Annotated in this window: 8 protein-coding genes and 1 tRNA gene; 4 read left to right on the forward strand and 5 right to left on the reverse strand. The window is 64.0% G+C overall.

All coding sequences use genetic code 11. The features are described 5' to 3' along the window. Together A5784_RS06155 and A5784_RS06160 are read left to right on the forward strand one after the other, a co-directional pair. Positions 1-1,395: an FAD-binding oxidoreductase gene (locus tag A5784_RS06155; RefSeq protein ID WP_064943341.1), complete on the forward strand. Its 1,395-nt coding sequence runs from the start codon at positions 1-3 to the stop codon at positions 1,393-1,395. Between the two features lie 86 nt (positions 1,396-1,481). After that, positions 1,482-1,555, forward strand: a tRNA-Met gene (locus A5784_RS06160). A 118-nt stretch (positions 1,556-1,673) separates the two neighbouring features. On the opposite strand, the gene A5784_RS06165 is transcribed toward A5784_RS06160, so the two are convergent. From A5784_RS06165 to A5784_RS06175, 3 genes are read right to left on the reverse strand one after another with little or no spacing between them, the layout of a single operon-like run. Further along, positions 1,674-3,077, reverse strand: coding sequence for an MFS transporter (locus tag A5784_RS06165; RefSeq protein ID WP_064943370.1), 1,404 nt, complete (start codon positions 3,075-3,077; stop codon positions 1,674-1,676). Between the two features lie 46 nt (positions 3,078-3,123). Then, positions 3,124-4,422: a flavin-containing monooxygenase gene (locus A5784_RS06170; RefSeq protein WP_064943343.1), complete on the reverse strand. Its 1,299-nt coding sequence runs from the start codon at positions 4,420-4,422 to the stop codon at positions 3,124-3,126. A gap of 35 nt (positions 4,423-4,457) precedes the next feature. Next, positions 4,458-5,171 carry an SDR family NAD(P)-dependent oxidoreductase gene (locus A5784_RS06175; protein WP_064943345.1) on the reverse strand — a complete coding sequence of 238 codons (714 nt, stop codon included), beginning with the start codon at positions 5,169-5,171 and terminating at the stop codon, positions 4,458-4,460. 196 nt (positions 5,172-5,367) lie between these two features. Here A5784_RS06175 and A5784_RS06180 point away from each other — a divergent pair, with 196 nt between their 5' ends. Beyond that, a complete protein-coding gene (locus tag A5784_RS06180; protein WP_064943347.1) occupies positions 5,368-6,393 on the forward strand; it encodes a LysR family transcriptional regulator in 1,026 nt (341 codons plus the stop codon). 469 nt (positions 6,394-6,862) lie between these two features. After that, positions 6,863-7,144 (forward strand): hypothetical protein, encoded by a 282-nt coding sequence (locus A5784_RS06185; RefSeq protein ID WP_232005960.1) that lies wholly within the window; start codon positions 6,863-6,865, stop codon positions 7,142-7,144. 108 nt (positions 7,145-7,252) lie between these two features. Here A5784_RS06185 and A5784_RS06190 read toward each other — a convergent pair whose 3' ends face one another. Both A5784_RS06190 and A5784_RS06195 read right to left on the reverse strand, forming a co-directional pair. Continuing rightward, positions 7,253-8,341: an IS630 family transposase gene (locus A5784_RS06190; protein WP_064943372.1), complete on the reverse strand. Its 1,089-nt coding sequence runs from the start codon at positions 8,339-8,341 to the stop codon at positions 7,253-7,255. A 38-nt stretch (positions 8,342-8,379) separates the two neighbouring features. Beyond that, positions 8,380-8,787 carry a cupin domain-containing protein gene (locus A5784_RS06195; protein ID WP_232005961.1) on the reverse strand — a complete coding sequence of 136 codons (408 nt, stop codon included), beginning with the start codon at positions 8,785-8,787 and terminating at the stop codon, positions 8,380-8,382. Positions 8,788-8,998 lie beyond the last annotated feature (211 nt).

Below are 8,998 nucleotides of genomic sequence, written 5' to 3' on the forward strand. Positions count from 1 at the left end.
ATGACCCTGACCGATCTTCCCTACGACGACTTGGCCGACGCCCTGACGGGGCTGCGCGCCCACGTCGCCGCGCCCGTGGCGTTCCCGGGAGAGGCCGGCTATGAGAAAGCGGCACCGTGGAATCTGGCGGCCACTGTGGAGCCGGCTGCGGTGGTGCTGGCGACCACGGCCTACGACATCGCCAACACGGTTGGTTTCGCCGGGCGTCGCGGATTTCGGGTCGGGGTGCAGGCCACCGGCCACGGCGCGCTGAGCGTCGCCTCCGACACCATCCTCGTGGTGACCGCGGGGATGACCGGTTGCACGGTCGACCCCGTTGCCCGCACCGCCCGGGTAGCGGCCGGAGCCACCTGGCAGCACGTGCTGGATGCCGCGGCCCCGCACGGGCTGGCCGCGCTGTGCGGTTCGTCACCCAACGTCGGGGTCGTCGGATATCTCACAGGAGGTGGGGTGGGGCCGCTGGTGCGGACGGTCGGCCTGTCGGCGGATTACGTGCGGTCGTTCGAATTGGTCACCGGAACAGGGGAGGTGCTGCGCGCGACCCCCGAGGAGAACCCAGATCTGTTCTGGGGCTTGCGCGGTGGCAAGTCGACGCTGGGTATCGTCACAGCGGTCGAGATCGATTTGCTACCGATCCCTGAATTCTACGGCGGCTCAATTTATTTCGACGGGGCGGATGCTCCGACGGTGCTGCGGGAGTGGGCACGGTGGTGCGTGGAACTCCCGGAGAGCATCTCCACCTCTATTGCCCTGCTGCAGCTTCCGGAGATGCCGGGCGTTCCCGAGCCGTTGGCCGGCAAGCTCACGATCGCCGTGCGCTACGTCGCGGTCGACGAGTTTGCCGAAGCAGAGCGACGGCTGGCACCTTTGCGGGCAGTCGCGAATCCCGTCCTCGATACCGTCGGCGTGCTGCCCTACGCGGCGATCGGCGCCGTGCATGCTGACCCGGTCGACCCGATGCCCACGTCCGAAAGTCACACGCTGCTGCGCGAATTCACCTCGGAGACCGTCGATGTGATCCTGGCCGCCGCCGGGGCGGATTCGGGGTCGATGCAGACCATCGTCGATGTGCGGATGCTGGGCGGCGCGCTGGCGCGCGAAGGAGCGCACCGCAGTGCGTTCTGCCACCGCGATGCCGCCTACGCAGTGACCGTCATCGGGGTACCTGTGCCGCCCATCGCCGAGGCGGTGCGGTCGCAGGCCGATGCGCTCGTGGCCGAGTTGATGCCGTGGTCCACCGGCGGGCAGCTGCCGAACTTCGCGCCTTCGGAAGACGCCGGGCGGGCAGCGCGGGTCTATGACGCGGACACCCGGCACTGGCTGGCTGCCCTGGCCGACCGGTACGACCCCTCCGGGGTGTTCCGCTGCGGTCAAGTGGTGCGTTTCGCGGGCTGATTTTGGCGGCTGTTTCCGCCAAAAACCGCCCTTGACCATACGATTTGGAGCTGTGCCAACCGCTTCGGTAACCTTGAGTTCACCAACGCGGGGTGGAGCAGCTCGGTAGCTCGCTGGGCTCATAACCCAGAGGTCGCAGGTTCGAATCCTGTCCCCGCTACTAGGTAGAACGGCCCCCGGAGTAGACTCCGGGGGCCGTTTTCAATGCAGTTCCAACGCAATCGGGACAGTCGCTGAGCGAACGCCAGATTCCAGTGAACTGTTTTGGTTCAGGACATTCAGGCAGGACTTGTGCGGGGGTCGCCGGTCAACGTGGGGCGCTCGTCGCGACCGACTGGATCCGTGCTGCCTGCCGTCGCGGTCAGTGATCTGTTCCTGGTTTCCTCGGCCCAGAAGATGCTGATGATCAGTCCCAGCACAGTCAGCCCGACGCCGATGAGCATCGTGGGTCCGGTACCGATTCCGCTAAGGGACAACGGCACCAGGTAGGTGCCTATTGCTGCGCCGAGCCGGCTGATCGCAGTGGCGACACCTACCGCCGAGGCTCGGACCTGTGTCGGGAAAAGCTCATTGGGGTAGATGAAGACCAGGATGGTTCCTGCGCCGTTGATCAGAGTGAACAGGAAGAAGAAGGTGATGACGAACCAGCCCGGCGCGTCTGGCCATACCCCGAGCGGCAGTAGTGCCAAGGCCCCGAACAGGAAACTGCCGATCATCAGCGGACGTCTCCCGCGGGTCTCCACCCAGCGCAGGGCAGGGAGGCTGCCGATGAGGAATCCCAGGTTCAAGATGATCTGGCCGAGTGTCTCCTCGGCCCCGCCATCGCCGAAGCCGAACTGCGACAGGATGATCGGGCCGTACGTGAACAACGCGAACTGGGGGATGGCGATGCACATCCAGGTGAGGCCGCAGAACAGGACACGGCGTAGGTAGTCGCCGCGCGCGAGCTCCATCAGTGAGGTCGTCTGTTGCTGTGGCTCTTCGGAGTCCACCAGCGCGGTGACTTCCTGAGTTGTGACGTCGCGTCCGAGTACCGCAGCGATGTGCGTGCGGGCTTCTTCCACCCGGCCACGACAGATCAGCCAGCGCGGCGACTCGTGAGCACCCATGCGGAGGATGAGCACGATGATTCCGAATACCGCGCCGCTGGCCAGCATCCACCGCCACGCCTCTTCCCCGTAGGCAGAGGTCAGTGCATAGCCGACGAGGTAGGCCAGCACAGCGCCGACGAGCCAGATGGTGGAGAGCAGTCCGATCACCGCACCCCGGTACTTCTTCGGCATCCACTCGGTGAGCAGTGAGGTGGCGATGGGATAGTCGGCGCCCACGGCGAGCCCGACGACCAAGCGCAGCGCAATGAGCTGCCAGCCGGTGCCAATCCACAAGCATGCCAACGAGGCGGCGATCATCAGTATCAGGTCGGCGGTGTACATGATGCGCCGTCCGATCCGGTCGGTGATGGGACCGAACACGAGGCTGCCGACGAACAGACCGATCAGCGATGCTGCGCCGGCGATGCCCATGGCGTTGGAGTCCAACGCCAGGTCTTTACTGGCGCCGGTGAGTGCCACCCCGACGATGCTGAGCAGGTAGCCGTCCAGAAAAGGACCGCCGGAGCAGGCGATGATCAGCCGTTTGTGATAGCGCGTCAGCGGGCTGTCATCGATCAGATGTGTGGACATGGGTGTGTTCTCGTTTCTGGATGCCATTGGCGCTGCGGCGGTGTCATCAGTTGGTTGCATTGAGCAGCCGATCCTCGGTGGTGGCTTCGAGGGCGTCCAGGAGCCGGTTGGTGTCGGCGATCTGCTCGAGCCAGATATCGCGTGGGATGTCGATCCGGTCGTCGGGCTGCTGCAACCGGGCGAAGTAGGCGGCGATGCCTGCCCCGTGGCTTCCGGCGTCCTGATGCAGGCGCATCATGCGTTCGGCGATCTTGGTCTGGACACCGTAGATCGGAATCTGCGGACCGCGCGGGGCGGAAAGACCGATGTAATAGAGCTTTTCGAGTCCGGCGGGAATGATGCCGCCGGCATAGCGAAGCGGCCGGCCGTTGCGTCTGGTGACCAACTGATCGTCGAGGAACGGCAGCGTCGCATGGAATCCGGTTGCCCACAGGATGGTGTCGTAGTCCTTGGCGGTGCCGTCGGCGAAGTGCACGGTGTTGCCGTCGAAGCGTTCCAAGCCGTGACCCTTCACTGTGATGCGGCCGTGGTGGATCCAGTACAGCAGCAGGTCGTTGACGACGGTGGCTCCGTCGGCCAGCGTGCGATGCGGCGGTACGGGCAGTCCGGGATAGTCGGCGTTTTCGCCGATCGAGACGCGGGCCATCAGGCGCGCGATGAGATCCTGTTCGGCGGGCGAGAATTCGGCCAGAAACGGGACTTCCTGGCGTGGTCGGCCGAAGTACATCTTGGGCTGGAAGTACGAGCCGTGCCGCACGACGATGTCGACGTCGAGGCGGTGCTGGGCTACGTCGACGGCCAGATCGCAGCCGGAGTTTCCCGCGCCGACCACGAGCACCCGGCGTCCCTGAATGTCGCCGGTGTTGCGGTAGACGCCCGAGTGGATCTGCTTGCCGCTGAAGTGTCCTGGGACATCGGGAATCTTCGGATCCCACAGGTGGCCGTTGGCGACGAGCACACCGTCATACGTGCCGGCGCCGGTGCTCGTGGTGACCGTCCACCCGGCACTTCCCACGGGTCCGTGCCCGTCGACGGGGGTGACCGACAGCACTTCGGTGTTGAAGGAGATCCGTTGGTGGTGTCCGCGGGTGGTGGCGAAGGAGGCAATGTAGTCGCGCACCTGATCGCGGCGCGGGAAATGCGGATAGTCCTCGGGCATCGGGAATCCCTCGAAGGTGGTCATGTTCCGCGAGGTGATGAGGTGCAGTGCGTCGTAGTCGGTGTTCCAGTGGCCGGCGACGCGATCGCTTTTCTCGTAGCAGTCCACCTGGTGTCCGCGCGTGCTGAGAACGTCGAGGGCCGAGAGGCCGGCGGCGCCGGCTCCGATGACGCAGTAGTTTGCCATGATTTTCCGTTCGATGAAGATGTGTGGTTGTCGGGTCAGCGGATGACGTCGCCGCCGGAGAGCACGACTGTCTCGCCGGTCATGAAGGCCGCATCGGCACTGCCGAGAAGCAGTACCCAGCGGGCGATTTCATCCGGTTCGGCAACGCGGCCGAGGGGGATCGATGCGGCCGCGGCGGCCATGCGGCCGGTCGCTGCATTGCCTGGGGTGTTGACCCAGCCAGGAGCGATGGCGTTGACTCGAATGCCGCGCGGCGCCAATTCCAGCGCAAGCTCTTTGGTAAGCATCACCACGGCCGCCTTGGATGCTCCGTACAGCAGCTGACCGGGCGACACGGTGAACGCGTCGACGGAGGCGAAATTGATGATCGAACCGCCGTCCCTCATGTGGGCGACGGACTCGGCGGTGACGTTGAGGACTCCGAGGACGTTTACGTCGAAGACCCTGCGGTAGAGCTCCTCGGTGAAGTCGTCCAGTGTGCTCGGCGGGTAGATTCCGGCGACATTGGCGACCAGATCGAGGGGGCGCTGCCCCAGAAAGTCGGTCAACGCGCGCTGCACTTCGTCGCGGCGTGTGACGTCAGCCTGCACGGTGCGGACGGTCTCGCCGGCGACTGAGTATTCGACAACGTCGCGGTCCAACGCGAGGACATCCCAGCCTTGCTTGACCAGAGCGGTGACCGTTGAGCGGCCCATCCCGCTGGCCGCACCGGTGATTACCGCTGTGGGGTGGTGTTGTCCATTGTCCATTGATGACTCCTTGGGGTGATCTTCGTCGCTGTCGCGCTGACCAGTCGTTTCCTAGTTTGAGAGGTGATCCTGGCACCGTCTACGGCCGATATGGAGCGCCAGCTCAAGCTTTTTCCTATAGATTGGCGGTTATGTTCGTGCCGCGATACACCGTTGTTTCAGCAGCGTTTCGCGCCGCAGGAGCCGGCGACTAGCCATGGCGGAAGGGCCCACGCTGCGGCAGTTGCGGTACTTCCTGCGCGCCGTCGAGGCGGGGTCGTTCTCGGCCGCCGCGGCCGCCGAGTACATCGCGCAACCGAGTCTTTCGGTGCAGATCCGCCGGCTTGAGCACATCCTCGGCGCTCAACTGTTCACCCGAACCAGCCGGGCCCTGGCGCTCACCGACGTCGGGCGCCTGATTGTGCCTTTGGCCGAGCAGACGCTGCGCAGCGCCGACGACCTGACCGCCACCGCTCGCGTCGCACGCACCCTCACGGGCGGTGAGGTCTCCTTCGGCACCTTCAGCAGCGCTCACCGCTATCTCCTGGCACCGCTCATCGCGGAATTCCGCACCTTGCACCCGCGGGTACGGGTCCGCATTGTCGGTCTGAACTCGTCGGAAGTTGCCGACGCGGTGCGTTCCGGAGACCTGGAAGCCGGACTGGTGCAGCTGCCGATCGACGATCAACGTCTGACCGTGAGCCCGCCCGTGCTGGTCGACGAGGTCGTCTATGTCAGTGCTGACCCGGCCCGGACCGCGCGGCCCGTCACCATCGCGGACTTGGCGGACGCCACCCTCATCCTCTCGGAAGCTCACTGGCAGACCGAGGATCCGCTGCGGCGTGGTATTGCCGAACGTGCCCGCGAACTCGGCGTGACCATCACCCCCGACATCGAAGTTGAGTTCCAGTCGGCGGCACTCGAATTGGCTGCTGAAGGCATCGGCGACACTGTCGTTTCGCGGTTCACCGTGCTGCGTTACGAGCACTCGAATCGTATCGGTTGGGTGTCCCTGGATCCGGCCTACCACGAGAGCTTCGCCTTCATCACCCGAGCCGGGGGAGCGATTTCCCCCGCCACCCGAAGGTTCATGTCGCTGGCCAACCGCCACATGGCCGCTCTCAACAAACGAATGACAGCGCGCATGGGCGAGCACGTACAAAGCACGCTGCTCGACACCCGCTACGACAGTCCGGCGGTGGCTTCGCCCGACCAGTCAGAGCCGGGCTTCTTCCGCAATTGATGAAATAGGCTGCGGCTGCAACTGATTCAGAACGCATCGGTATCTCGACGGCGTCGGCCGGATGCCATCCATTCGCTGGTGGTGGCCGGTCGTGCCGCAATTCTGACAACGTCCGCATTCGAATTGGTGAGAAGTGCCGCGCCTGGTTCTCCAATCCTGGCGGTCATTATTTGTCACGTGGATTCGTGTCCAGCATCAAGGAATTCTGATAATTACCTGCCAGTTAACTGAATGCGCTGCGGGCCCGTCGCCCGGAGTGCACTTCACCCCAACAACGCTGTGCAGCAGCGGCTTTACGCGTGCGGGGCCGGTGTCGCATTTGATCAAATTCCACTGTTGATTAGCCGGTGCGAGGGTACTCGCGAACCATTGACTTCTAAATGGGGCGGTATTACAGTTCACGGACGAGTTAAGGCCAGGCAACAATGTCTCACCGGATTAAACTCTGTCGGCCGCCAGTGGTGCGACCGTGATCCCAACAAAGGGAGACATGGTGGAAAAGATCACCGACAAGAAAACCAACTACCCGTCGATGTTCGGTGTGCTGTTCGCGGCCATCCTGCTGTTCACGGCCGGCTGCGTGGCGTACTGGGTCATCGTGCATCAGACGGGGCACGGTGAGCTGTTCTGGAAGCTGAGCGGCGTGGCGGCCCTGACCGCGATCGGCGGCGCGTTCGGTGGACTTGCCCTTCGGAAACCGATCAGCGCCTCGATGCGCGCTTATCGGTCATTGTCCGGTGAGCGCCGCTAGACCGACCGGTTGGTGAGTCTGCGCATTCCCTTGAGATCAATACCGTTTCACGGTCATCGGCCGAAGGTCGAGTGCTGCAACCGCACTGCGCAACGGCGCTGAACCCGTCTAGCGCGCAGCGCCGGGGATCGGTTGAAGGTATGGGCTCAGGCGGTCGAGGATTTCGTCAGCTGACTTGGTCCAATTGAACGGGTGTGGGTTGTTGTTCCAGGTGGTGATCCAATTTCGGATGTCATTCTCGAAGGCCTGAATCGAGCGGTAGACGCTGCGGCGGAGTTTCTGGTGGGTGAGCAACCCGGACCAGTGTTCGATTTGGTGCAGCCACGATGAGTACGTCGGGGTGAAGTGCATATGGAACCGAGGATGATCGGCCAGCCACTTCATGATCGTCGGTGACTTGTGTGTCGAGTAGTTGTCGCAGATCAAGTAGATATCCAACTCGGCGGGTACGGTGCTGTCGACCTTCGCCAAGAACTTCTTGAACTCGGTCGCGCGGCGCCGGCGATCCAGTGATCCGCAGACCGCGCCCGTCGCCAGGTCCAACGCTGCGAACAAGGTGGTTACCCCGTGGTGCGCGTATTCGTGGGTGCGCCAAGGTATCCCGGACGTCGTCGGCAGTACCGCTGCACCGCGATCCGCGGCGTGGAGCTGGGACTTCTCGTCAACGCAGAGCACCAAGGCCTTTTCTGGCGGGTCCAGGTACAACCCCACGACGTCGCGCACCTTCGCGACGAACTGCGGGTCGGTGCTGATCGTGAACGTGTCGCTCCGCTGCGGACCGATTCCGAACGATTTCCAGATCCGTCCCACCGCGGACTGTGACAGCCCCGTCTCGGCGGCCATCGTGGACCGTGACCAATGCTTGCCTTCTTTGGGCTGCCGCTGCAACGTCGCGACGATCACATCCTCAACAGCCTCGTCGGTAATGGTGCGCGGCGCGCCTGGACGAGGTTTGTCAGCCAGCCCGTCGAGCCGATTGGCGATGAACCGTTGCCGCCACTTGCAGACCATCTCCTGCGAAACGCCCAGATTCGCAGCGACCTGCTTGTTGGTATTGCCTGCCGCGCAACCCAATATGATGCGGCACCGCTGCGCGAGGGCTGGCGAGTTCGCCTGCTCAGCCCACCGCTGCAACGTCGCGGACTCGTCGTCAGTCAGTACCAGCTCAGCGACCGGTCTGCCTCTGCGTGCGGCCACGTCAGTCTCCAATTATTCGGACGCACTGGATCGTTGACTCAGATTTCGAAGTATCGGAACGAGTGGGATTCCCTACCGTCGGGGTTGGGCCCGTAGGTGGTGACCATCCGGGCGTAGCCGGGGGACGAGTATCGTGCCGTGCGACCGGGATTCACGCGTGCCGTGTCGCCGGGTCCCAGAATGACGGACTCACCGTCGCACTCGATGTGGAGCTCGCCTTCGACGACGAAGGCCGTCTCGGTGTGCGGGTGGAAATCCTCCCAGCCACATCTGTCGAGCTCCCACTCCATGAGGATGAAGTCGTCCCACGCGCCCACCGGGTCAGCAGTGATGAACCTGCAGCGCATCCGGGGCCATTCGGCTTTCGTGGGCTTCATCGACTGCGCAGGCCAGGAGTCGATCGCTTTCCCCGTCAGCGTCGAGGGCGGGGGAGTGGAAATTGTCATGTCTCTCCGGGGTTTTCGGCGGTGATGTTCCAGTCTCCTGCTCTCGGTTCGGCTGAGGTACCTCACCAGTTGCGAGGTTCTCGCCTTGCGATTGCAGGAGACTGGAACGTCGGGGTCAGCTGTGGGCGGGTTGTGGCCGGGTGTGCAGGACTTCGGTGTGGTGCACCAGGGATGGTCCGGCGCCGGGGCCGGTGGCCTCGTCGTGTCCACC

It is taken from the genome of Mycobacterium sp. 852013-50091_SCH5140682, from assembly GCF_001665685.1.
Lineage (GTDB): Bacteria > Actinomycetota > Actinomycetes > Mycobacteriales > Mycobacteriaceae > Mycobacterium.

Bases quoted from the DNA above. Each gene is read 5' to 3' on its own strand.
- A5784_RS06155 (WP_064943341.1), top strand. From the start codon at position 1: ATGACCCTGACCGATCTTCCCTACGACGACTTGGCCGACGCCCTGACG.
- A5784_RS06165 (WP_064943370.1), bottom strand. From the start codon at position 3,077: ATGTCCACACATCTGATCGATGACAGCCCGCTGACGCGCTATCACAAA.
- A5784_RS06170 (WP_064943343.1), bottom strand. From the start codon at position 4,422: ATGGCAAACTACTGCGTCATCGGAGCCGGCGCCGCCGGCCTCTCGGCC.
- A5784_RS06175 (WP_064943345.1), bottom strand. From the start codon at position 5,171: ATGGACAATGGACAACACCACCCCACAGCGGTAATCACCGGTGCGGCC.
- A5784_RS06180 (WP_064943347.1), top strand. From the start codon at position 5,368: ATGGCGGAAGGGCCCACGCTGCGGCAGTTGCGGTACTTCCTGCGCGCC.
- A5784_RS06195 (WP_232005961.1), bottom strand. From the start codon at position 8,787: ATGACAATTTCCACTCCCCCGCCCTCGACGCTGACGGGGAAAGCGATC.